17 protein-coding genes and 3 tRNA genes are annotated in these 21,746 nt (G+C 64.7%); 13 read left to right on the top strand and 7 right to left on the bottom strand.

From position 1 onward, the window contains the following. The first annotated feature begins 8 nt into the window (after positions 1-8). From K1X11_RS20130 to K1X11_RS20120, 3 genes are all read left to right on the top strand, one after another. Positions 9-467, top strand: coding sequence for a hypothetical protein (locus tag K1X11_RS20130; RefSeq protein WP_221029460.1), 459 nt, complete (start codon positions 9-11; stop codon positions 465-467). 260 nt (positions 468-727) lie between these two features. Beyond that, complete coding sequence (locus K1X11_RS20125; protein WP_221029461.1) at positions 728-2,257, top strand: AbgT family transporter; 1,530 nt, start codon at positions 728-730, stop codon at positions 2,255-2,257. 39 nt (positions 2,258-2,296) lie between these two features. Continuing rightward, on the top strand, positions 2,297-2,782 hold the full coding sequence (locus K1X11_RS20120) for an LEA type 2 family protein (protein ID WP_221029462.1): 486 nt from the start codon (positions 2,297-2,299) through the stop codon (positions 2,780-2,782). An 81-nt stretch (positions 2,783-2,863) separates the two neighbouring features. Here K1X11_RS20120 and K1X11_RS20115 read toward each other — a convergent pair whose 3' ends face one another. Both K1X11_RS20115 and K1X11_RS20110 read right to left on the bottom strand, forming a co-directional pair. Next, positions 2,864-5,575, bottom strand: a complete 2,712-nt coding sequence (locus tag K1X11_RS20115; protein WP_221029463.1) for an ABC transporter permease — start codon at positions 5,573-5,575, stop codon at positions 2,864-2,866. Between the two features lie 37 nt (positions 5,576-5,612). Then, entirely contained in the window at positions 5,613-5,960 is a 348-nt protein-coding gene (locus K1X11_RS20110) for a PadR family transcriptional regulator (protein ID WP_221029464.1), read from the bottom strand. A 184-nt stretch (positions 5,961-6,144) separates the two neighbouring features. Between K1X11_RS20110 and K1X11_RS20105 the strand changes: the two genes are divergently transcribed. Beyond that, positions 6,145-6,654: a hypothetical protein gene (locus K1X11_RS20105; RefSeq protein ID WP_221029465.1), complete on the top strand. Its 510-nt coding sequence runs from the start codon at positions 6,145-6,147 to the stop codon at positions 6,652-6,654. 21 nt (positions 6,655-6,675) lie between these two features. Here the strand turns inward: K1X11_RS20105 and K1X11_RS20100 are convergent, their stop codons facing one another. Beyond that, on the bottom strand, positions 6,676-8,298 hold the full coding sequence (locus K1X11_RS20100; protein ID WP_225919287.1) for an ATP-binding response regulator: 1,623 nt from the start codon (positions 8,296-8,298) through the stop codon (positions 6,676-6,678). A 132-nt stretch (positions 8,299-8,430) separates the two neighbouring features. Next, a tRNA-Arg gene (locus K1X11_RS20095) sits at positions 8,431-8,507 on the bottom strand. Positions 8,508-8,733: 226 nt separating this feature from the next. On the opposite strand from K1X11_RS20095, the gene K1X11_RS20090 reads away from it, so the two are divergent. Continuing rightward, positions 8,734-8,810 (top strand) — tRNA-Asp (locus K1X11_RS20090). A 392-nt stretch (positions 8,811-9,202) separates the two neighbouring features. Next, the gene (locus tag K1X11_RS20085; protein ID WP_221029467.1) at positions 9,203-10,051 is read left to right on the top strand and encodes an amidohydrolase family protein; all 849 of its coding nucleotides are present in this window, start codon (positions 9,203-9,205) and stop codon (positions 10,049-10,051) included. On the opposite strand, the gene K1X11_RS20080 is transcribed toward K1X11_RS20085, so the two are convergent. Further along, entirely contained in the window at positions 10,052-10,408 is a 357-nt protein-coding gene (locus K1X11_RS20080; protein WP_225919264.1) for a hypothetical protein, read from the bottom strand. A 286-nt stretch (positions 10,409-10,694) separates the two neighbouring features. On the opposite strand from K1X11_RS20080, the gene K1X11_RS20075 reads away from it, so the two are divergent. Next, entirely contained in the window at positions 10,695-11,375 is a 681-nt protein-coding gene (locus tag K1X11_RS20075) for a DUF374 domain-containing protein (protein WP_324726034.1), read from the top strand. A 94-nt stretch (positions 11,376-11,469) separates the two neighbouring features. Here K1X11_RS20075 and K1X11_RS20070 read toward each other — a convergent pair whose 3' ends face one another. Continuing rightward, a complete protein-coding gene (locus K1X11_RS20070) occupies positions 11,470-12,000 on the bottom strand; it encodes a hypothetical protein (RefSeq protein WP_221029470.1) in 531 nt (176 codons plus the stop codon). Between the two features lie 227 nt (positions 12,001-12,227). Here K1X11_RS20070 and K1X11_RS20065 point away from each other — a divergent pair. From K1X11_RS20065 to K1X11_RS20040, 6 genes are all read left to right on the top strand, one after another. Further along, positions 12,228-12,303: transfer RNA gene (locus K1X11_RS20065), tRNA-Ala, on the top strand. Positions 12,304-12,428: 125 nt separating this feature from the next. After that, positions 12,429-12,680: a GIY-YIG nuclease family protein gene (locus K1X11_RS20060; RefSeq protein WP_221029471.1), complete on the top strand. Its 252-nt coding sequence runs from the start codon at positions 12,429-12,431 to the stop codon at positions 12,678-12,680. A 506-nt stretch (positions 12,681-13,186) separates the two neighbouring features. After that, entirely contained in the window at positions 13,187-13,945 is a 759-nt protein-coding gene (locus K1X11_RS20055) for an RsmE family RNA methyltransferase (RefSeq protein WP_221029472.1), read from the top strand. A gap of 2 nt (positions 13,946-13,947) precedes the next feature. Then, entirely contained in the window at positions 13,948-17,463 is a 3,516-nt protein-coding gene (locus K1X11_RS20050; RefSeq protein WP_221029473.1) for a PAS domain-containing sensor histidine kinase, read from the top strand. A 67-nt stretch (positions 17,464-17,530) separates the two neighbouring features. Further along, a complete protein-coding gene (locus tag K1X11_RS20045; protein ID WP_221029474.1) occupies positions 17,531-17,896 on the top strand; it encodes a response regulator in 366 nt (121 codons plus the stop codon). Continuing rightward, positions 17,893-20,034, top strand: a complete 2,142-nt coding sequence (locus K1X11_RS20040; RefSeq protein ID WP_221029475.1) for a response regulator — start codon at positions 17,893-17,895, stop codon at positions 20,032-20,034. The genes K1X11_RS20045 and K1X11_RS20040 overlap by 4 nt, the downstream gene beginning before the upstream one ends. A 27-nt stretch (positions 20,035-20,061) precedes the next feature. On the opposite strand, the gene K1X11_RS20035 is transcribed toward K1X11_RS20040, so the two are convergent. Then, complete coding sequence (locus tag K1X11_RS20035; RefSeq protein ID WP_225919265.1) at positions 20,062-21,678, bottom strand: beta-ketoacyl-ACP synthase 3; 1,617 nt, start codon at positions 21,676-21,678, stop codon at positions 20,062-20,064. Between the last annotated feature and the right edge of the window lie 68 nt (positions 21,679-21,746).

Here is a 21,746-nt window from a genome sequence, read left to right as displayed (position 1 = left end):
TTTCCTGCATGTCCGATTCCTACCACAGCAAAGCGTGGCTGCTTGACGGCCCGATCCACAGCCTGCCCGGCCTCCTGTCCTACGACGCCACCACCGACCGCCTGTGCTTCCGCGTCCTGGAGTCCGGCACCTTTTCCAACGCCCGCCTGACCGAGCTCTTCACCGCCTGTGGCCACGCCCCGGAACCCGGCTCCCCGCCCCCCCTACCGGCCACGCTCTTCGACCTCGCCCGCACCGAACTGCGCGGCTTTCGCATGCCGTGGTATTACTTCGGCGGCGGCGCCATTCTCGATCTCGGTTTCAGCACCGGCCCGCTGCGCTTTGCTTTCATCAAACCGCAAAACACCGTCTGGCCCAGCGCCTACAACGAGGACCTCCGCGAATGGGTCGGTGGCGAAGGTCAGGCCGAGGTGAAGGTCAACGAAGGCAAAACCGCCGGCCGCCACTGGCGCACCCTCCTCGCCTGAGCCCGGGCAGCCCCCGTGGCCGAGGCTTCCAGTCTCGGCACCGCACGCTTCGCGCCAAACCACCAACTCCCCGCGCACTTGAGCACTTGTCACGTATTACGTGACAGTCGCTCTACCTCGCCGCCGTGCTCCCCGTGGCCGAGGCTTCCAGCCTCGGCGCCACCGCCGCACCGCTCCACCACCGCCAAGCCTCTGCAACGATCCGTTCGTTCCCGCCCACTTAGGCTCGCCCCGGCATGAAAGTCGCTTTTCGTCGGCCCATGCCTGAATCCAAGCCGCCCCGCTTGCTCTCCCGCGTCCTCGGCACCGTCGAACGCGTGGGCAACGCCCTCCCCGAACCCGCCACCCTCTTCGCCCTCCTCGCGCTCTTCACGTTGATCGCGTCGGCGATTGCCCAAGCCGTCGACCTCTCGGTCGCCCATCCGGCCACCGGCGAAACGATTTCCGCCGTGAGCCTGCTCAACCTCGCGGGCTTCCAGAAGATCGTGAAGGAAACGGTCCACGTCTTCGTCAACTTCCACCCGCTCGGCGTCGTCATCGTCTGCCTGCTCGGCATCGCGGTCGCCGAAAAAGCCGGGCTCATCGGTGCCGCCGTGCGTGCCCTCGTGCTCACCACGCCGCGCACCTGGGTGACGCCCATCGTCGTTTTCGCCGGCGTCATGTCCAACCTCGGCGCCGACGTCGGTTACGTGCTGCTCATCCCACTCGCCGCCACCATCTTCCACGCCGTCGGTCGCCATCCGCTCGCCGGCCTGGCCGCCGGGTTCGCCGGCGTGTCGGGCGGTTTCTCCGCCAACCTGCTCATCAGCGCCATCGACGTTATCCTCGCCGGCCTGTCCACCGAAGCCGCCCGCCTGCTCAATCCCGAATACAGCGTCACCGGCCTCGCCAACTACTACTTCCTCTTCATCTCCACCTTCATCGTCGTCGGCGCCGGCACCTGGGTCACCCACAAGGTCGTCGAGCCGCGCCTCGGTCCCTACACCGGCAACGTCAAACCGGAGGAACTCATCCCGCTTTCCGCCGCCGAGAAACGCGGCCTGCTCTTCACCGCCGTGTTCGCCGTGCTGACGGTTGCCTTCTTCCTCCTCGGCGTCCTGCCGGCGGAGGGTTTCCTACGCAACCCGGCCTACCCCGAGCTGATGATGCGCTCGCTGCCCTTCAGCTACCTCGTGCCCTTCCTCTTCGCCATCGGGTTCGGCAGCGGTCTGGCCTATGGCTTCGGCGCCAAAACCATCAAATCCGACAAGGACGTAGTCGGCGCCATGAACGACGCCATGGGCACCCTCGGCGCCTACCTCGTGTTGGCCTTCTTCGCCGCCCAGTTCATCGCCTACTTCAACTGGACCAACCTCGGCCTCATCTTCGCCGTCAAAGGCGCCGGCGCCCTCCAAGCGCTCGGCCTCGATCAGTGGCCCATCCCGATGATGATCGGTTTGGTCATCCTCGCCGCCATCATCAACATGTTGGTCGGCAGCGCCTCGGCCAAGTGGGCTCTCATCGCGCCGATCTTCGTGCCCATGTTTATGTTGCTCGGTTTCTCCCCCGAGCTCGTGCAGGCCGCCTACCGTGTCGGTGATTCCGTGACCAACGTGATCACTCCGCTCATGGCCTACTTCCCCCTCATCATCACCTTTGCGCGCAAATACGATTCGCAGATGGGCATGGGCACGATCATCGCAACCATGTTGCCCTACTCCGTCGCCTTCATGGTCGCATGGACCATTTTGCTGATCATTTGGATGCTCACGGGGCTCCCCCTCGGACCCAGCGCGCCGCTTTACCTCTGAGCAATTCGTGTTCATAGTGGACCCTCTTAACACCAAACCATGACCTCCACGTTGCGCTCCTGCCTCACCTTCCTCGCCCTCGCCGGCACCGTCCTTTTGGCCGGCTGCATGGGTCCCAAAGACCTCGCCGGTCTCGTCGTTCACATCGACGGCGTGCGGGCCTTCGACGACTCCAACGGCCAGGCCTCCGTCACCGTCACCGCCCGCGTGCACAACGAGACCATCCGTCCCATCGGCATCCGCGAGATGGACCTCACCCTGCGCCTCAACGGCATCCCGCTTGGCACCCACCACAGTGAAAAGCCCCTCGCCACCCAGGCGATGAAGAGCAACACGCAGGACGTGACCTTTGTGATCGAAAACGCCGCCGACGCCGCCCGTCTCAAAGCCGCCCTGCGCACCGGCGCCCTCAACTACGACCTGAAGACCAAGCTCACGGTCTTCTCCGCCAACAACGAGCTGCGCAGCAACTCGACCACCACCGGCTCCATCGAGGTCAACCCCTACCTCCTCAACCTCGACTGATCACCGGTCCGGCCTCAGTCTGTCCCTTTTCACGGCGGCGCCCATCAGCGGGTGCCGCCGTTTTGTTTACCGCCCCAAAACTCAGTCCGCTTTCAGCATGCGCTGTGGGTCGACCCGCGAGGCGCGCCGCGCCGGGAGCCAGCCGCCCAGCAACGCCGCCAGCAGGCCACATACCGCCGCGCCGACGGCGACGCTGAAGCTCGGCGTCGCATTCCACCACGTGATCAGCGACAGCCCCCACGCCAACGCACCGATCAGCGCCGCGCCGCCCAGCGCGCCGAGCACGCCAAGTCGCAGGCCGTCAAACAACACGTCGCGCAACAGGGTCTGCGGCGTCGCGCCCAACGCCATGCGCAGGGCCAACTCCTTTTGCCGCAGCGTCACCAGATGCGCCAACGAACCGCCCACCCCGCACATGGCCAGTATCAGCGCCAACCCGGCCACGATGCCCGCCAGTCGCGACGAGGCGATGTCACTGCGCAGATCACTTTCCATGCGCTCGCCCAGTGTCTGCCATGAGCCGAAAACCAAACCTGGTTCCACACTGCCAAAGGCATCCTTCAGCCGCGCCCGCACTGCCGCCGGATCACGTTGCGTGCGCACCGCCACATAACCCATGCCCGCCGGAAACTGGCTTCGCGCCACGTAAAAGATCTCCACCCCGTCCTCCTTCACCCGATTGATGCGAGCATCCGAAACCACGCCCACCACTTCGAGGTCACTGTCTTCAGGCTCGTAACCAAAACCCATGCGCTTCCCGAGCACCTCCGTCGTGCCCCACATCTTGCGGGCAAAGGACTGGCTTACCAACGCGACTGGCGGCGCCTCCGCCGAGTCCGTCTCGGCAAACCACCGCCCGCGCTCCAAGCGCAGCCCGACCGCCGAAGCAAAGTCCACGTCGATCACTTCGTTCTGATAATTTCCCGCCAACGCTTCGAGGCCTTCGCCGCGCGGATAAATCGTGCTGGCCGAGCGGCTGTGCGACAGGATGCCCGTAGCCGAAAACCCAATACGTTCCACCCCGGGCACGGCTTCCGCCGCCTGTTTCAGCCGCGCATACAACGGCTCCAGATCCTCATACTCATAACCTGCCGTGCGCGGATCAAATCGCGCGGTGAGCGTGACCTCGCGGTCGTAGCCCGGATCCTGCGCCAGCACGTCGGCGATCTCGCGTCCGAGGCTGAAGGCGACCGCCACCAGCAAGACCGCCACCGCCAGTTGCACCGCCACCAAGACCCGGCCCAAACGCTGCGGCAGACGCCCCGTGCCCATCGCGCCCTGCAGCGCGACCAGCGGCTGCAACCGCGACAACCACCACGCCGGCACCAGCGCACAAGCCACCCCGCACGCCGTGGCCACGCCCACCAGCACCCCGATCGGAGCCGAGCCCCACAGGCTGAGCGCCAGATCCGTGCCCGGAGCCAGCAGGCGCGCCGCGCCCGGCAGGGTCCATTGCACCAGCAGCAGCGCCAGGAGCGCGCCCCCGAGACCGCAGACCAGGGCCTCCACCACCGTCAGCCGGCAGGTCCGCCAACGTCCGGCGCCCAGCGAGAGCCGCACGCCCATCTCGCGGTGCCGTGCCAGCGTGCGCACCAACATGAGGCCGGAGAGATTGGCACAGGTAAGCACCAACAGGCTCACCACCAGCGCCGTGAGCATGCGCCCCGTATTCGTGAAGGCACTACGATAGTAGGAAAAGCCAGCCGGTGCGGCCACCGCCCGCCAGGTGCTGCGCTCGAGCGTTTCGCGTTCGGCCGGACTGCTCATCTGGGAGATCAGATCCTGAATATCCGGCGCGGCGGCCGCCTCCACCGCCGGGGTCACGCGCTCCGCCGGCACGCCAGCCGGCACTCGCAGCAACACTTCCAACCAGCGCACCCGGTTCTCGCGATTGCGGTCGGGATCGTTGGGGCGATCGTCGGACGAAAATTCGTTGGCGTTGCCATCGATGCCCAGCAGCGGCTGCAAGGCCGTCGGCATAAACAGGTCGGTGCGGCTCACGCCGTCAAAACCGCGGAACGCCGCCGGCAACACCCCGACGATTTGCACGGTCTGGCGATTGACGGAAATCTCCTGCCCCACCGCGCCCGCCGCGCTACCAAACTCGTTCACCGCCCAGGCGTGGTTGGCCACCGCCACCGGCGCCCCCGCGCCGATGCGATCGTCCATCGGCGTGAGCAGGCGACCCGCCGCCGCCTGCAGCTCCAAACCGGAGAGCGCCGACCCCATCACCAGCTGGCCCCGCGCACTGCGCGCCGGCGCATCACCACGCTGCACCGTGACCGTGGTATCGCCAGCGTAGGCGACCACCGTCCCCTCGCTCCATTCCGATTGCAGGCGTTCGATCGTGGCCCGCGAAAACCAGGCCGGCTGGCCGTCGGGCGTCGTCACCAAATGCAACTCCGCCGGACGCGGCACCGGCAGGCTCTGCCGCAGCATCGCATCCGTGAGCACAAACACCGTGAGCGTCGCGGCGAGGCCCACGCCGAGCATGCCAACCATCGACGCCGCGTAGCCGGGCCGACGGCGCAGGTTGCGCACCGCCAACACCGCGTCACGCGCCCATTCTTCGATCCACGGCAACCCCGCGCGTTCGCGATGGGCCTCTTGCACGAGCGTCGTATTGCCCAACTCCCGCCGGGCCCGCCGCCGCGCTTCTTCGGGCGCAAAACCGCGGCGCTCGAAGTCCTCCGTCAGCCGGTCGAGGTGAAAGTTCAGTTCCTCGTCGAGGCGCGCGCGCAGCGCTTTGCGCCGTTTCCAATCCGCCAATCGGTTGAGCCATTCGAATGCCATGATCGTATCCTCTCTTGGGTTCAGTTGGGCGCGGACGTCATTGCGCCGGCTCGGCGACGATCGCATTCACCGCCGCGCTGATGCGTCGCCAGCGGCTCACCTCGACCTCGAGGCGTTGCGTGCCCTTCTCCGTCAAACGGTAGAAACGTGCCCGGCGGTTGTTTTCACTCACGCCCCAATCCGAGGCGATCCAACCCTGTTGCTCGAGCCGCAGCAGCGCCGGGTAGAGGGTGCCCTGGTTGAGGGCGAGCAGATCGCCCGACACCTGCTCGATGCGCCGCGCGATGCCGTAGCCGTGCAGCGGTCCCAGCGAGGACAAGGTTTTTAATACCAGTAGATCCAAGGTCCCCTGCAGGACTTCGAGGCGATCGGGCAAGGTGCTCATGTTGGCAATCAACACAAAGGCTTCTGTTGGACGTCAACAGGAAACCCGCTCCTCGGTTTTCCCCTGACCCACCCGAATCACAACTTTTCGCATAATCGCTGAAAGATCCGACGCCTTCATGACGTTTCATCTACGACGGGTTTCGATCTCTTCGCCCCGCTGCCTCGATCAGTCGCGCATCACCATGAGCCTTTCACCTCCCTTTCTCGATCAGACCCTCTCGGAGCTGCCGGTTTGGCGATCCGCGGTGGCGCTGGACATTGCCTGTGCCGACCTCGTCACGGCTTCTGCCTCTGCCTCCGCCTTCTCCACTCGCACCGCTCAGCGCCTGCAACACTCGGCCTCCAGCATTCCCCACCTCCTGGCCGAAGGCATCGTGTCGCCCAGTCACAGCCACTTGGTGGAGTGCCTGCTGGGCGCGCGCCATCACGCGCAGATCGTAACCCGCCTGGTCAACGCCATCGAACACGGCGACTCCGGAGGGAAATTGCCCGAGTCGTTGTTGCTCTACACCAAATCCCTCGCCAGCAGCTGTGCCCGCCAACTCCGCACCTGGGCGACGAGCTTGGACCGGCCCGGCCCCACCGCGGCGACGACGTCCGCCGCTACGGTCGCCACCGCCCCGGAATCGACTTGGAACCAAGCCTTCGCCCGCCTCATCACGCAACAAGCTGCCTCCGAGCGGCGCCGCTGATCGCCTCTGCTCCTTTCCGGCTCAGACCACGGGCTCGACCAGCTTGCGCACGAACCGCAGGAACGCGCCCATCGAAAACGGCTTTTGCAGGAACGCCGAAGCACCTGAGCGCTGCACTGCGTCCTTCAATTTCGGTTCCAGGTGACCGCTCATGATCACGACCGCCACATCGGCTCTGATTTCCCGCATCCCGGTAAACACCTCCCAGCCGTTCATCTTGGGCAGCACCAGGTCACAGATCACTAGGTCGAACTGGCCTTGGTATTGCCGGAACAGCTTCAGCGCCTCCAACCCGTCGGCCGCCCCGATTGCAAAGTAGCCCTCGCGCCGCAGCGTCTCGACGATCGTCGTCAGCAGGCCACTTTCATCATCCACCACCAGGATTCGACGTTGGTCGCCGGCAGGAACCACCGGAGCCGGTTCCACCATATTAGGTGACCCCGCAGCTGGGGACGAAGCCTCGGCATCGAGGACTTCAGCGAGCCCGCTGTCTCGCTCCACCAACGGAAACACCAAAGTATACGCGAGACCTCCGCCGGAAAGCACCTGTTGCGCCATGAACCCGCGATGCGAGTCGATGATGCGCTCCACCATCGTGATGCCGAGATCATGCCCCGCCCGCACGTCCGTGAGGTCTGCGGCCAGAAACGGACCACGACTGCTGGTGCGCGGCCGACCGGGGTGACTGAGTTCCACCACCGCGTAGGCGGCGTCGGTCGCGTGGCCGAAACGACGACGCAATTCCTCTCCCGTCTCCGCCCGTGTCTCAATTTGCAAGGGCCGCAGACCATCCGGGTCCACCGCATGCACCCGCTGAATCAGCTCATCAAACGCATCCCCGATCTGGGCCTCATCCAAGGGCACGGTCAACAGACTGCGGTCCCCCGAAAGGCGCAGGTTCACCACTCGATCACCGATGGAGGAACGGGCCTGCTCAAGGCGCCTCTCCACAAAAGGATTCAGGGGCACCGGCCGCAGCACCGCTTCGGGCCGACGGGCAAGATAAAGCGTCTGCCGCACCAAGGTCGAAGCCCGTTGCACCGCACTCTCCACCCCCTCACTCACCACCCGCAGTCGGCGCGCATCCGCCTGCCCCTCCTGTAGCAGCGCGGTATAACCCATGATGATCGAGAGCAGATTGTTCAGATCGTTACTGATCGCCGACGCCAACGCCGAAAAGTTCTCCACCCGCAACTGCTGCCTCATCCGCGGATCCGAGCGCACCATATCGATCATATCCACAAACGTGATCAGTCGCTGCACCCGCCCCGTCGGTGTCACCAACCGGGCATTACGCACGTAGCCCATCACCGGTCGACCGCGCTGATGCTTAAAACGCATCTCCCGCCCCAGCCAGGCCGTCGCGGGTTCATTTCGCACCAAGGCCTCATGCATTGCCTTCATCGCCAGCGCCGTATCCGGTGGATGGATGCGCCCGATCGGCATGCCGGCCATCGCCGCGACCTCGTAACCCAATGAATCGGCAAAGGCCCGGTTGACGCGCAACACCGTGCCGTCCTCGTCCACCAAACACAGTCCCGCGGCACTCAGTTCCCAAACGCTTTCGCAGACCGGAGTGGAGCCGGGTTCCCGGATTTGGTGGCCCTCTTCGGTGGAATCGGAAACAGAACCCGACCCACTCATGCGCAGCCCCTCCCCATCGACCATGCCCGCCCCTTGAGCTTAAAGCCGACTCCCGTCGAAATATCTCGTGAGCGGCAAAGAGACCCAGAGGGTGAAGGCGAAAAAGAAGTTGGCATAGGGGAAGACGACAGCTGGCGCGCCCGGAGGGATTCGAACCCTCGACCACTAGCTTAGAAGGCAAGTGCTCTATCCAGCTGAGCTACGGGCACAGCTCCAAACTGAACCAGCGATAAAAGCCCACATTATCAACGACAAGGGCAATTCCCCCTATTGCCCAAATTCGACAGGCCCACCGTCCGATTCCAGCGACTCGCTCCCAGATCAGCACGCGCGCCGAGGGCTCCGCGAAGAAAGTGCAGGGAATCCAAAAAAGTGCACGAAGAGCGCTTGACTTGCCTCAACCCGCTTCTACGGTCTCGCCTCCTTTCCCCTCACGGGGTGGTAGCTCAGTTGGTTAGAGCGTCTGCCTGTCACGCAGAAGGCCGCGGGTTCGAGTCCCGTCCATCCCGCCACTTTTTAACCTCCGATTCTTCGGAGGTTTTTTTGTGCCCCGATCACTTGCCCCCCGGAATCTCGAGCCGCGGCCCATGCCGCTGCGCGGCTGCCTCGAGTAGCCGCGTTGGAGCGCAACGACAACGTGATCGCAACGTGATCGCCTTCCGGAAGTGCTTTCGCCTCCGGTTCGAGTGCGGCGACTCCTGGCCCCCCATTATCGGCATGATCGGTGGCCCTCGTTTCCCCCACCCGCGCGACACTGCTCGACGATCCGCCTGTCGTATCCACGCACCGACTACACCACCAGACAGGCCCAATCAAAATAGGCTTATTTTACCCTATTTTATTTCAATGGACTTGCACCTAATAGGCATCTTTGGGATCACCACGCCCTCCCCGACTTTTCCCCATGTCGTTCCGCTACATTGATTCGCACGTCCACTTCTGGGATCGCGGTTTGTTGCCCTACCCCTGGCTCAACGAACTGCCCGCCATCGCTGAACCTCATCTGCCGGCGCACTACCAAATCGAGACGCGCGCAGTCCCGCCGGAGAAGATCGTCTTTCTACAATGTGTCGGGGAAATCGCCAGCTGGCGGGCAGAAGTGCAGTGGGTGGAACGTCTCGCCCTCGATGACCCGCGCATCGCCGGCATCGTCGCGACCGCCCCTCTGGATGCCGGGGCCGACACCCTGCGGATCCTCGATGATCTGACCCAATATCCGCTGGTGCGCGGCGTGCGTCACAACACCCAGGACGAGCCGCGTGGTTTTGCCCGATCCGCCGCCTACGTTGCCGGCTGCCAAGCCGCCGGAGAGCGAGGTCTGTCCGTCGACCTCTGCTGCTACCACCCGGAACTGCGCGACCTGACCGCCCTGGTCGAGCAATGCCCCGGCACCCGCTTTGTGCTCAACCATCTCGGCAAGCCGGGCATCCGCCGCAAACTCATCGACGCCTGGCGGCTCGATATCGCGGCCCTGGCCGGGCACCCCCACGTCTGGGCCAAACTCTCCGGCCTCGTCACCGAAGCCGATTGGGCCCAGTGGACCGCCCCCGACCTGCAACCCTACGTTGACCATCTGCTGGAGTGCTTCGGGGTCGATCGTATCCTCTTCGGCAGCGATTGGCCGGTCGTAAAACTCGCCAGCAATCACCCCCGCTGGTTGCACACCGCGCAAGATCTCACCACCGGACTCACCGCTGACGACCGCGATGCCGTCTTTTATCGGAACGCCCTGCGGTTCTACCGTCTCAGCTAGTCACCGCCAGAGCGTGCGCCCCTCCAGCACATCCGTCCACCAGCCCGCCTCGCCCGGCAAACCGTAACGCTCAAGTCCGTCCGCGATCTCCGCTTCGCTCGGCTCCCGCACGTCGTGTTTGGGGTCTCCCGGCAACTCCGGTCGCACGCGCCGCGTGATCGCCCAGCAGGCCCAGGCGCGCCACGTGCGCAGCGTCTTGCGCGGTTCGTTCATCCGATCCGCGTAATGCTGAAAGTGCACCCGCGGATTGCCGCAAAACAGATCGCGCGGCACTTCGCACAACACCCACGCCATCGCTGCATACGGCATGGGCCAGGAGCCCAACACCGGCTCGTCCCCGCGCAAGTCCGCCCCCATCGCCCGGTCTAGACAAAGGATAGCCCGCGCCGGTAAACGCCGCTGCCACAGCTCCTGACCATACTCCAAGGCAGTGCCATAGAACCCGCTTCCCCGATCGGCCCCAAAAGGAGCATACACCCGATAGTCCATTCCGGGCCGGGGGGTGGGAAGATGCGGGCAAGGCGGCAATCGCATCACCCTTCGGTGATCACCGCAACGTGAGCCGTCAACCCTGGTGCCCATCCTTTCCGCCTCTCACGCTTCGCTCTTCCCACCGCCGTCGCCACTCTCCAGTGTGCGCGCCGTGTCCGCTGCCGACGAATCCACCAGTCCCCGCCCCGCCGCCGAAGCCATTGTAGGTCGGCAACGCATTCTGCTGTGGTTGCTCGGCTCCCTGCTCAAGGTGTGGGCCCGCACCCTACGCATCGAAATCGCGGATGCCGACCGCGCCGCCCTCGGCCGCCGCGACATCCCCATCTCGCTGGTGATTTGGCACAACCGCCTCTTCATGGGGGCCGAATGCGTGCGGCGCTATCGCGGCGGCAAACCCTTTCATGGCCTCATCAGCGCCAGCAAAGACGGCGCCTGGTTGGTGGGCTTTTTCCAGATGATGGGCATCCGGGCCATTCGTGGCTCCTCCAGCTGGGGAGCCCGCGAGGCCGCCAACGCCATGATCGAGGCATCGCGCCAGGGCAACGACCTCGGCATCACGCCCGATGGTCCGCGCGGCCCCTGCTATGAGTTTAAGCCGGGTGGCCTCATCATCGCCCGTCGCGCCCACACGCCACTGCTGTTGGTCGGCATGGAGTTCGACGGTCCGGTGAAGCAACTGCGCAGCTGGGATCGCTTCATCATCCCCTGCCCGTTCAGCCGCATGGTGCTGCGTTGCCGCCAAGTTCTGCCCAGCGAGTTGCCGAAGGATCGCCAAGCCGCGATCGACGAACTCACGCGCCAAATGACGGAGCTCAACGGCACTCGCCACTGAGCTACGGCCGACACGCCCAAAAAAAAACGTCCCGGCCAAAACCGGGACGCCAGAAAGGAAGCAAGTTCCGAAGCGGATCTGCGGGGAACCAAATTTAGAAGCTCGGCTCGAGCACCACGGTGCTGCCCGGTTCCACGACGAAGTCGTCACCCACGCTCCAGGTCAGGTCGTTGACCAGGAACTTGAAGACGATCGGCGCCGTCGCGCCGGAGAGCGTAATGGTCCACTCGTCATCGCCCGCACAATTCATCGGCACGCCACCGTCCCAGGACAGACCCGGACCGCTGCCACGCAGGTGCATGGTGTTGCCAAAACCGATGTTGATCTTGGCCGTCACGACCGTGTCAGCGACTTCGACCTTGGTGGCAGCCGCCGCCTTTTTAGCCGGGGCCTTTTTGGTCACAACCTTCTTGGCGGGCGCCGGCTTTACCGGAGCAGCTCTCTTCACCGCCGTCTTCTTGGCGGCGACCTTCTTGGGCGCAGCAGCCGGAGCGGCCGCGACGGGTTCAGCCGAAACGGGAGCAGCCTTCTTGGTGGCGGCCTTCTTCGTTCCCACTGCCTTCTTGGTTACAGTTTTCTTGGCCTGTGGGGCGGCAGGCGTGGTGGACTTGGTGCTCTTCTTCATGGTTAGGAATCGGGTTCTTGATGTGAACTCAGGAGGACCTTTGCCCCCCGGTGTCACCCATCTGCAATAGCAAATTGGGGACCAACGTCACGGTTCGTCCCATTTTTCGCCATCGTGACCGCATTGCTCCCTGTTCGTCAGAAAGACGCAATGCCAACTTCCGCACCTGCAAAAAGGTGTTTACTCCGACCGGTGAGTTTCTCACAACTCCCCTCCTTCTGGCAAAAGGGGCTGTAGCTCAGTTGATAGAGCGCTTCGTTCGCAATGAAGAGGTCAGGGGTTTGATTCCCCTCAGCTCCACCAGCCTTCGTCCCGCTAAAGCGGGACTACGGCCGGCAAGGCCAGCCCGATGCGAAAGCGAAGGCTGCCCGCCGAAGCTCGCAGAGCGTAGGAGGGCCGGGCAACAAACAGACAGTCACCATCTCGCGATGCACTACGTCTACCTCACCCAATCCGTCGTGCATCCCGAGCAGCGCTACATCGGTCTCCCCGACAATCTCAAGACCCGCCTCAACGCCCACAACCGCGGTCAGTCGCCTCACACCACTAGGCATAAACCTTGGCGTTTGGAGACCTATCTTGCCTTCTCCGATCTCGCGGCCGCCCGTGAGTTCGAGCTTTACCTCAAATCTGGCTCAGGCCGCGCTTTCGCCAGCAAGCGCCTCTGGTCGTCGGCTTGAAGCTACGGCTGGCGAGGCCAGCCAGATGTGAAAGCGAAGGCTGCCCGCCGAAGCTCGCAGAGCGTAGGAGGGCCGGGCAACAAACAGCCCCCGATAGCGCCCCAGACCCCATCGCGCTCCACCACCGCGCAAACGTTCACAGAAAAAATCTGTGTCTTTGCACGACCCTCGCGCGCCTCACCATCAAGGCGGCTTATCGCGTAACTCCCTGCCATCACCTATCCTGCATACTTACGCGTCCCAACGGGCGATCCGCGCATCCAAAATCCCCCAAAAAGAATACGAGAATTCTTCGAAAGTTTTGAACGAATCTCTGGGGGCCTGCGTCTCTCCCCCTGTAAGTCCTTTGTTCTTTTTGCTAGTTCATAGTTTGTAGTTTGATAAGTCGGCAAAGGCGCCGGAGTTCTGCTCCGGCGCCTTTACTGTTTCTGCAATCCAACCAGCAAAATCTCGACGCTTCCGCGGCCTCGCCGCAGGCTCCGCGTTTACCGACTCGACGACCTGCGATGCCCGACTTTCGCGTTTTTTGCCCCTCCCCTCCGCCCGCCGCTGCGGAGCTCACTTTGAGCGCGGCCGAATCGCATCACTTGGTCTCCGTCAATCGCGCGCGCCGCGGCGATCCGGTGATCGCTTTCGACGGTCAGGGCCGCGAGTGGGAGACCACGGTGCAACAGGCCGATCGCCGCGCAGCCACCCTTGCCATCCAAACCTTTCGCGAAGCCGCGCACCTGCCCTGCCGCATCACGCTGGCTCAAGCGGTGCCCAAGGGCGGAGTAATGGAATCCATCGTGCGTCACGCCACCGAGATCGGCGTGCATCGCATTGTGCCCGTGCTCACCTCGCGCACCCAGGTGCAGTGGGACGACAAACGCCAATCGCGCAAACAGGAGAAGTGGACCGCCACCGCACTCGAAGCTGCCAAGCAGTGCGGTAATCCGTGGCTCCCCGAGATCGATGAACCCCGTCCCCTTGCCGAGGCGGCAGCCTCACTCATCGCCCAGCACGACGCCAGCCTCGTCGCCAGCCTTCACCCCGGTGCCGCCGGTCTGCACGAAACGGTGAGCGCATGGACCGGTGCGAGCACCGCCCCACCGCCCCCCTCTCTCATGTGGTGGGTGGGACCGGAGGGTGACTTCACCTCCACCGAGATGGACCAACTGGTAAACCTCGGCGCCCGTCCCGTTTCGCTCGGGCGACTCGTGCTCCGCTGCGATACCGCCGCCACCTACGCCCTCGCCGTCATCAGCGCCGCCCTGAACCCTTAGCTGTGAGCCTCCCCCGGTCCCCGCTCTCCACGCTCTCCTTCCGCACGTGGCTCATTCTCGGCACGGGCTTGTGGACCCTCATTCTCGCCATCGTCACCGGCCTGCTGGTCGAACGGGCCAGCCAAACCTCCGTCGCCACCGTCATGCAGGTCAACCTGCACGACCGTCTCGACCAGTCCGCCTTTCGCACCCAACAACTGTTGCGCGCCGCCGAGCTCAGTCTCGATTCCACCTCACGGCTCACCCCACGCGCCGATCTGCCCCCGGCCCAACGCTGGCCGGAACTCTTGCAGCGCGCCCTCCCGGTTTTCGAACAGCGTCCGGAACTCACCCGCCTTGGCTTCAGCACCGGCGTCGCCGGCGAGTATGCCTATCTCTGGCGCCACCCTTCCGGCCGCATCGACTTGCACGGGCCCACCACCGAAGCGACGCCCGTCCCCCTGCCGCCCGCCGCCGGGCTGGAGCCCGACACCTTCCACTGGTCCGCCCTGCACCCGCTGGTCGGCTTGCCCGCCACCCTCGGCATCACCTGCTTCACCCCCGGCAATGCGCCGGACTCATCGTATTGGTGGGCCGAATACGACTTGGACCAACTGCACCGCTTTGTGCAGACGCTCAATGAGGAAACCGGCCTGCGGGTCGCCCTCTTTGATCTCGCCACCGATCCGCCCCTCTGGGTCGGTCACCACGAAGCGGATACGATCGCCGGCGTGACCGCCGCCGACCAGCTGTCCGGCCTCCACGAACTCGACCCGCTCATCAGTCCCGAGCTGCTGCCGCCCGCCGGCGCGCCCCCCGGCTCGGGACCCGCCGTCGCCCGCGACCTGCCGGATGCATCCTCCTGGCTGGTGCAAGGCACCCGGCTGCCTGCGCCCTTCGCCCGCTGGGGCGTCGTCGGCGCTCTGGCCGAAAGCCAGACGTTGGTCCCCGACTTCTCCCCCTCTTCCGTCTTCTTCACAGCCGCCCTCGTGATCGTGGTGCTGAGCAGCCTGATGGCCTGGATCATGGCCCGCCTCCTCGCTCACCCCATCGAAGCCCTCACCACCTCGGTGGCCGATCTCGCCGACTCCGGTAAAATCGACATCCCCACCACCACCGCCCCACGCGAGATTCAGGACTTGCGCGATGTGCTAGACGAACAGGGCAGCAAACTCATCGAGCGCCAGGAGGAACTCGCCGAGATCAACACCGCCCTGCAGCGCCAGATCAGCCAACGCCAGTCCCACGAAGCCACGCTCAACGCCATTTTCGAAAACACCCCGTTCGACCTGTGGACCACCGACGCCGACGGCGTCTACACCTACCAGAACCGCTACTCCCGCAACCTCCACGGCAACATCATTGGCCAGCGCATCGACGACCTCGATGTCTCCCCATCCCTTCTCGCCGACCGCGTCGCCCGCTCCAAACGCGTGCTGCAGGGCGAAATCATCAGCTCCGACACCATCGAGCAGACCCCCACCGGACGCCACTTTTACCACATCCTCGAAGCGCCGATCCTCCAAGACGCCCAAATCGTGGGATCGCTCGGCGTGAAAATCGATCTCACCGAACACCGTCGGGCCGAAAACGCGCTGCGCGACAGCCAACAGCGCATCAGCCGTCACCTCGAAAACACCCCCTTGGGCGTCGTCGATTTCGACGCCTCCTTCCACATCCGCAGCTGGAACGCCGCCGCCGAAGCCATCTTTGGCTGGAAGGCCGCCGAAGCCATCGGTCGCCTCGGCACCGTCATCGTGCCCCCCGATGACCGCGAAGAGGTCGACGACATCTGGCGCAAGCTCCTGCAGAACCCCGAGAGTTCCCGTAACTTCAACCGCAACCTCACGCGCGATGGCCGCATCATCGACTGCGAATGGTATAACACCCCCATCACCGACAGCGACGGTCGCATCATCGGCGTCTCTTCGCTCGTGCTCGATGTCACCGAACGCCTCGCCGCCGAACGCCTCTTCCGCGAATCCGAAGAACGCTTCCAACGCGTCTTCCACCAATCCCCCACCCCCCAGTGCATCACCTCCTATCCGGAGGGGCACCTCATCGACATCAACCAAGCGTGGACCGATGCCTTGGGGCACTCCCGCGAGGCCGCCCTCGGTCGCACCGGCCTCGAACTCGGCCTCTGGGCCGACCTCGAGGATCGCCGCCGTTTCCTGCAACAACTCACCCAACACGGCCAGTTTCCCGGCCAAGTCGTCGAGCTCCTCGACGCCTCCGGCCGCCCTCACCAAGTCCTGCTTTGCGCGGCCCGCACCCGCCTCGGCTACAACGATTGCCTCGTCATCTCCGTCCCGGACCTCACCGAACGCATCGCCGCCCAAGAAGCCTTGCGCGAAAACCGCCAACTTCTCGAAACCCTCGTCGAGCAACTCCCAGGACTCTCCTTCCGCTGCCTCATCGACGAAAGTTGGTCCATGCTCTGGGTCAGCCGCGGATCCCTCGACCTTACCGGCTATCCTCCCGAAGCCTTCCTCGACCGCTCCATCTCCTTCGGCGAACTCATCGTGCCCGCCCACCGAGCACGGGCCCAACACGTCGTCGAGCGCGCTGTCCAACGTCTGCAGGAGCCGCGCCGCTACTCCCTCGAATACCAGATCACTCATCGCGACGGCCGCACCCGCTGGCTCTGGGAACAGGGCGAAATCGTGCGCAACCCCTCCACTCACTTCGATGAGATCGTGGGCTTCATCGCCGACATCTCCGATCGCAAAGCCGCCGAGAAAAACCTCCGCGACCTGAACGAAAACCTCGAACAACGCGTCGCCGCCCGCACCGCCGAACTCGAAGCCGCCAACCTCAAACTCACCGACCTCGACCGCCTCAAAACCGAGTTCCTCGCCACCATGAGCCACGAGCTGCGCACCCCGCTCAACTCCATCATCGGCTTCTCCTCTATCCTCGAACGCGGCCTCGTCGGCCCCCTCACCGACGAACAGCACCTCCAGATCGGACTCGTCAACCAGTCCGCCCGCCAACTCCTCGACCTCATCAACGACCTGCTCGACGTCTCCCGCATCGACTCCGGCCGCATGGAAATCATGCACGAAGAGGTAGTGGTCGCCGACCTGCTCCGATCCGTCGAAACCGAACTCACCGCCAACCTCGACCCCGCGCGCCTCACCTTCTCCACCACCTGCCCGCCCGACCTGCCCATACTCGTGAGCGACCACCGGCGCCTGCGCCAGGTCATCTTCAACCTCGCCGCCAACGCCATCAAGTTTACCCCCGGCCCCGACGGCCACGTCACCGTCACCGCCCAAGCCACCGCCGAGGGCGGCGTCACCATCGCCGTGACCGACACCGGCATCGGCATCAAAGCCGAACACCTGCCGCAACTCTTCGAGGCGTTCCGCCAAGTCGATGGCTCCGCTCGCCGCCTCTACGACGGCGTCGGTCTCGGACTTAACCTCGTGCGTAAGCTCACCGCCAAGCTCGGTGGTCACATCTCCGTAAAAAGTGAGTTCGGCCGCGGCTCCTGTTTTACCGTGACCTTGCCTCCGATCTCGCCAGGCGCTTGAATCTAGGGTAAAGCACTCAACTTATTCGACTCTACTCAGCGTTCTTTCCGCCCGTCCTTCTCTGGCCATGCCCACCGCCCTTCTGATCGAAGACAACGCTTCGAATCGTCACCTCGCTACCTTCCTCCTCGAGAAAGCCGGCTTCACCGTCGCCCACGCCACTAATGGTCAGCAGGGCCTCGATTTGGCGCGCACTCAGTTGCCCGACATCATCGTCTTGGACATCGAGATGCCCGTGATGGACGGCTACGAGACCCTTGAGCACCTCAAGGCCTCCGCACAAACTCGCGACATCCCCGTCCTCGTCGCCTCCTCTTACGCCATGCCCGGCGAGCGCCAACGTGCCCTCGACCTCGGCGTGCGCGAATACCTCGAAAAGCCGTTCGACCCGGACGACTTCATGCAGCGCGCCCAAGCCCTCCTTTCGTCGTGAGCTACACCATTCTCATCGTAGAGGATAACCGCAACAGCATCTACCTGCTCGAGCAGCTCCTGCGCGACGCCGGCCATACCGTCTGGCCCGCCGTCAACGGCGAGGAAGCCGTCGACCTCATCAAATCCCGGGGCCTGCCCGATCTCGTCGTCTCCGACGCCCTCATGCCCCGCATGGACGGTTTCGAACTCTGCCACATCCTGCGCAGCGATCCGACCACCTGCACCGTCCCCTTCGTCATCTACACCGCCACCTTCACCGACGAGAGCGACGAACACTTCGCGCACGACGTCGGGGCCGATTGTTACCTCATCAAACCCTTCGACCCCGAACGTGTGGTCGCCCGCTTCGAGGAAGTCATCCGCGACGTGCGCGCCAAGCCCCCGCGCCCGGTGCGGCCCAAGGGACCCGGCGCAGCCTTCTTCGAAGGCCACAGCCGGCGCATGTCGATGAAGCTCGAAACCAAGGTCGACGAACTCTCCGCCACCAACGCCGCCCTCGCCGCCTCCGAATCCGAAATTCGCCAGCTCAACGACCGCCTCGTCGCCTCCATTCGCAATCTCGAGGCCGAAATCGAAGAACGCCACCGCACCAACAACCAGCTGACCCTCGCCTTCCAGGTCGCCCACATGGGCAGCTTCGCCTTCGACTTCGACCGCGGCATCTCCACCTGGTCCCGCGAAGCCCTCGACCTGCTCGACCAGCCCCCGGGCCAACGCAGCTTCAACTGGGACCTCTTCGCTCGCCGCGTCCCCCCCAAACAACGCGCCGCCGCCGCCCTCGTCTTCTCGCCCGACGCCCACGACACCGAATCCCACCAAGTCGAATTCGCCCTCGAATGCGGCGACGGCACCATCCGCCACATCATCGCCCGCAGCCAACGTGTCGCCGTCGATGAGTTCGGCGAAAACCGCCGCATCGGCGTCCTGCGCGATATCTCCATCCGTCGCCGGGCCGAAATCGAGCGCGCCCAGATGGAGCGCAGCCTGCGCCAGGCCCAGAAGATGGAAGCCATCGGCAACCTCGCCGGCGGCATCGCGCACGACTTCAATAACTTCCTCGCCGTAATCTCCGCCTCCGGCGAATTGCTCGAAATGGATGCCGCCGAAAACGGCCTGCCCGAGCACTGGCGCGACGGTATGCGCGACATCCGCCAAGCCTGCGCCCGCGCCAAGGACCTCGTGGCCCAGATCCTCCTATTCAGCCGCAACGAGCCCTCCAAGCGCGAACCGATCGATCTGCGCAACGTCATCCGCGACGCCATCGGCCAGTTCAACAACACCGTGCGCACCAACATCGTGGTCGCCACCGACCTGCGCACCAAGCGTCTCGCCGTCGCCAACATCGGGCAGATCAACCAGATCCTCCTCAACCTCTGCAACAACGCCAAATACGCCATCGGCAATCGCCCCGGCGAGATCACCATCCGCCTCAGCGAGGCGTCCTTCACCCCCGCTCAAGCCCAACGCCGCCCGCCCCTCAACCCCGGCGACTACCTGCTGCTCGAGGTCGCGGACACCGGCTCCGGCATGGATGAAGATACCCTGCAACGCATCTTCGAACCGTTCTTCTCCACCAAACCGCCCGGCGAAGGCACCGGCCTCGGTCTCGCCATGGTGCACGGCATCGTCGTCGGTCACGACGGCGCGATCTTTGCCGACAGCACCCCGGGCCAGGGCACCTGCATCTCCATCTACATCCCGGCCGCCCGCGACGCCCTCGCCCCGTCCGCCGCCGACCGCGGAGCCTCTCCCCTGCCCACCGGCAAAGGCGAACGCATCCTCGTCGTCGACGACGAACCGGCCGTCGCCAAGGTCGCCTGCTCCCTCATCAACCGCCTCGGCTACCGGGCCGAGTCCATGAACGATGCCCGCACCGCGCGCGATCGCCTGCTGCACAACCCCGACGAGTTTGCCCTCGTGGTGACCGACTACTTCATGCCCGGCCTCACCGGCGTCGATCTCGGCAAAGCGGTTTGGACCAAATACCCGGACCTACCGATCATCATGATCGTCGGTTTCGGGGGCCAGATGGATGCCGGCCGCGCTCGCGCCGAAGGCTTCAAGGCCTTCGTCAGCAAACCCTTCACCCTGCAGTCTCTGTCCGACGCCATCAGCCTGGCCCTGCAGCCAGAATGACCGGCGGCACCGCCGCCGGCGCCTGACTCACCACACGAGCAGACCGCCCGCGTAGGTCAGACCCGCGCCGACACTGCAAAAGATGATGCGGTCGCCCGTCTGGAAGATTTCCTCTTCCGCGCCCCAACCGAGCGCCATCGATACGCTGGCGCCGGAGGTATTGCCGTAGCGGGAAATCGTCACCACGAAGCGATCAAACGGAATGCCGACCCGCTTCGATACCGCGCGCAGAATCCGCTCGTTGGCCTGATGCGGGACCACCCATTCGATATCCTCCGGCTTCAGGTTGTGCCGCGCCAACGTCGCCTCGATCTGATTGGCAAACGAGATCACGGCGTTCTTGAACACCGTGCCGCCGTCCATCTGCAGATAGAAATCTTTGATATCGATATCCTCCGGCTTCGGCCACGGCTTGTTGGCCCCGCCGCCGCGCCGCTGAATCGCCGCGTAATAGGTCGCGTCACCCGAGAGCGCCATGCGGTGCAGCCGGTGGCCGCCGCCCGCATCGGTCAACACCGCCGCGCCGGCACCGTCACCAAAGAGAAACGCCGTCTCGTGATCCTTCGGGTTGGTGATGCGCGACAACAACTCGGCCGTCACCACGATCAGGTTCTTCGCCGTGCCGCCGCGAATCAGCGAACGGCCCACCTCCAGCGCATACAACCAGCCCGAGCAGGCCGCGTTGAGGTCAAACGCCAACGCGTGCGGGATGCCCAACTTGCGCGCGAGCGCACTGGCCATCGAAGGCACCGGCTGGTCCGGAATGATCGTGGCCATGATGATGCCATCGACCGTCTTGATATCGATGCCCGCCTGCTCGACCGCATGCTGCACCGCCACCGAAGCGAGGTCGGTGGCCGATTGCCCTTCGTCGGCATAGCGGCGCTCGCGGATACCCGTGAGCTTGATCATCTCCGCCTCGGTGCGACCGGGAAATTCCTTCAGCACGTCCTTGGTCGAACGCACGTTCTTCGGCACCGCAAAACCCACGCCCGCGATGCACACCGTCTCGTCCGCCGCCGTCGCCGGCCGCACAGCCGCCGGTTCCACTGCGGCTTCCGGGCCGGTAGCTTTTTGCGCGAGGTAAGCCGCCACATCATCGCCCGAAACGCGACCGCCCGGTCCCGTGGCTTCGATGTCCGTAATCGTCGCCGGATCGAGCCCAGCCTCCTTGATCAATTTCACCGCGCGCGGCGTCCACTTCGGACCCGTGCTCGCCGGAGCCGAAGCCGGCGCTGGCGGCGGAGCCACCGGTGCAGGCGGCGGAGTGGCCGCCACTGCGGGCGTAGCGGCGGCTTCAGCCGCCGGCTTCTCTGCTGCGGCCGGCTTCGCCTCAACCGGCGCCGCGTCCGCCTTCACCTCCAAATGCTTCAGCGACGTGTCTGCCGTCTCCAGCCGCACAAAGGCCGCGCCCGACGGCACGATATCGCCCGGCCGCACGTGCCACGCCACCACCGTGCCCTCGCACGGCGCCTCCCATTCGAAGACCGACTTGTCGCTCTCCAGCTCGGCCAGCTTGTCGCCTTGGGCAAAGTGGTCGCCCACCTGCACCATGATATCGATCACCGTGAGTTCGTTCACGGTCGCGCCCATGGAGGGCACGGGCACATCGATCAGAAAGGTTTCCATCGTGGAATCGGACATACAGAAGGCGCGGATGCTGGTGCGCCCGACCGTGCGGGTCAACGCCTGTGGCGATAGACCCGTGCCTT

The organism is Actomonas aquatica (assembly GCF_019679435.2).
In the GTDB taxonomy this organism is placed as follows: Bacteria; Verrucomicrobiota; Verrucomicrobiia; order Opitutales; family Opitutaceae; genus Actomonas; species Actomonas aquatica.
Note: the sequence above shows the minus strand (reverse complement) of the source record. Positions and strands in the feature narration are given on the sequence as shown.

Bases quoted from the DNA above. Each gene is read 5' to 3' on its own strand.
- K1X11_RS20130 (WP_221029460.1), top strand. From the start codon at position 9: ATGTCCGATTCCTACCACAGCAAAGCGTGGCTGCTTGACGGCCCGATC.
- K1X11_RS20125 (WP_221029461.1), top strand. From the start codon at position 728: ATGCCTGAATCCAAGCCGCCCCGCTTGCTCTCCCGCGTCCTCGGCACC.
- K1X11_RS20120 (WP_221029462.1), top strand. From the start codon at position 2,297: ATGACCTCCACGTTGCGCTCCTGCCTCACCTTCCTCGCCCTCGCCGGC.
- K1X11_RS20115 (WP_221029463.1), bottom strand. From the start codon at position 5,575: ATGGCATTCGAATGGCTCAACCGATTGGCGGATTGGAAACGGCGCAAA.
- K1X11_RS20110 (WP_221029464.1), bottom strand. From the start codon at position 5,960: ATGAGCACCTTGCCCGATCGCCTCGAAGTCCTGCAGGGGACCTTGGAT.
- K1X11_RS20105 (WP_221029465.1), top strand. From the start codon at position 6,145: ATGAGCCTTTCACCTCCCTTTCTCGATCAGACCCTCTCGGAGCTGCCG.
- K1X11_RS20100 (WP_225919287.1), bottom strand. From the start codon at position 8,298: ATGAGTGGGTCGGGTTCTGTTTCCGATTCCACCGAAGAGGGCCACCAA.
- K1X11_RS20085 (WP_221029467.1), top strand. From the start codon at position 9,203: ATGTCGTTCCGCTACATTGATTCGCACGTCCACTTCTGGGATCGCGGT.
- K1X11_RS20080 (WP_225919264.1), bottom strand. From the start codon at position 10,408: ATGGGGGCGGACTTGCGCGGGGACGAGCCGGTGTTGGGCTCCTGGCCC.
- K1X11_RS20070 (WP_221029470.1), bottom strand. From the start codon at position 12,000: ATGAAGAAGAGCACCAAGTCCACCACGCCTGCCGCCCCACAGGCCAAG.
- K1X11_RS20060 (WP_221029471.1), top strand. From the start codon at position 12,429: ATGCACTACGTCTACCTCACCCAATCCGTCGTGCATCCCGAGCAGCGC.
- K1X11_RS20055 (WP_221029472.1), top strand. From the start codon at position 13,187: ATGCCCGACTTTCGCGTTTTTTGCCCCTCCCCTCCGCCCGCCGCTGCG.
- K1X11_RS20045 (WP_221029474.1), top strand. From the start codon at position 17,531: ATGCCCACCGCCCTTCTGATCGAAGACAACGCTTCGAATCGTCACCTC.
- K1X11_RS20035 (WP_225919265.1), bottom strand. From the start codon at position 21,678: ATGTCCGATTCCACGATGGAAACCTTTCTGATCGATGTGCCCGTGCCC.